Genomic DNA, 1,356 nt, shown 5'->3' on the forward strand with positions numbered 1-1,356 from the left:
AGGATGGCGGAAAACAGGATAACGAACAGAGCACCTGCAATAAGCAGTTCGTAACGCACGTTTTCTGCAACGAACTCCGGAGATAAACCAAACTGAGCAGCAAAGGCCGCAACCATGGCGGTCACCATAACCACTTTGCCTATGGTGGCGGCTAACGCTGGTACCCAATCTTCGATTTCAATACTGTAATCACGCGATGGCAAATGAATACCCCAGCGACGAAAGCTCATAACGGTTAAATCATGGTTTAGAAAGTCTTCTCGGCTTTCAAATTCATGTGGTTTCTTGCGCACATCCCTGTAAAAAGTCTTACTTGAGTCAGACATTGAGTTATCCTTTTTTACGTTTCAAAGCTGAACCATCTCAACTAGAGTTTCGCGAGGTACACAAACCTTCGACCAATACGAGACCACACCCTAGCTACTATCGAGCACCTTTATTGATTTGCACTTATTAAGCATGTGTTGCTATGGGTAGGAATATTAGACATTAGTAAAAGAGCAACAAAACTCTCACTTATTAAACATTAATTTAACAATGCATTAGTGTGCGTTGATCTTGTATGAGTTGTTTTCTCAAGGTAAGTCAAAGGGAGAACGGTCATCGCTCCAACTTATATTTGTTAAAGACTAAGTTTTTGGGGAACGTAATGGTTGCTATTGAGATACGTTGTCTATTTACAGTCAGCTTGAAGCTATTAGAAGTAATGGTGTGAAAGGAATTAAATAGAGTTTCTGACTCTGAATGATTTTGGACAAGAAGTAAGTGAATCATGGTAAGCCAATTCGTGCTTACCATGATTTCTGCTCGTATGTACTGGCATTCGAGAAACTCGAAAGTCAGCTCATGAGCTCTGGGTAGAGGCTATGTTCTGTAGAGAACCTTGACCACATGCCAGCCAAATTTTGTTTTGACCAAGTGCGGAGTTAACACTTCACCAGAAAAACAAACTTTGTCGAATTGAGGCACCATTTGACCGCGACGGAACTCACCGAGGTCACCACCACGTTTGCCAGACGGGCAAGTTGAATATTTTTTCGCTAGTGTTTGGAATTTAGCGCCTTTTTTCAGTTGCTTGATGATGTCTTCAGCTTGTTCTTTGTGCTTAACAAGAATGTGCAATGCGGCTGCTGTGTTTGCCATGTGTTTATCTCTCACTATTCTGGTGGCGCAAGTTTACCGAATACACCGGTTTGCGCCAAACATTTCTCCACCTTACCCATTTTAGGCCATGGCTTGCCCCAAAAACACTTGGCTAGATGATGAAAACCTGTGCAACACGGGTAATATTGACCTCGATTTATAAAGAGATTGCTTAAAAAGCTCACATTTACTTCCTATACGGTTGAAGCTGTC

At 42.1% G+C, this 1,356-nt stretch carries 2 protein-coding genes; both read right to left on the reverse strand.

From position 1 onward, the window contains the following. The coding region (locus R8O70_RS25340) for a DUF3360 family protein (RefSeq protein ID WP_318184473.1) at positions 1-326 on the reverse strand (326 nt) is incomplete at its 3' end. A 538-nt stretch (positions 327-864) separates the two neighbouring features. After that, entirely contained in the window at positions 865-1,143 is a 279-nt protein-coding gene (ppiC, locus tag R8O70_RS25345; protein ID WP_005375342.1) for a peptidylprolyl isomerase PpiC, read from the reverse strand. Positions 1,144-1,356: the final 213 nt, after the last annotated feature.

Source organism: Vibrio sp. 779(2023) (assembly GCF_033344285.1).
Classification (GTDB): domain Bacteria; phylum Pseudomonadota; class Gammaproteobacteria; order Enterobacterales; family Vibrionaceae; genus Vibrio; species Vibrio alginolyticus.

Excerpts from the sequence above, each read along its gene's own strand:
- ppiC (WP_005375342.1), bottom strand. The coding sequence starts at position 1,143 with ATGGCAAACACAGCAGCCGCATTGCACATTCTTGTTAAGCACAAAGAA.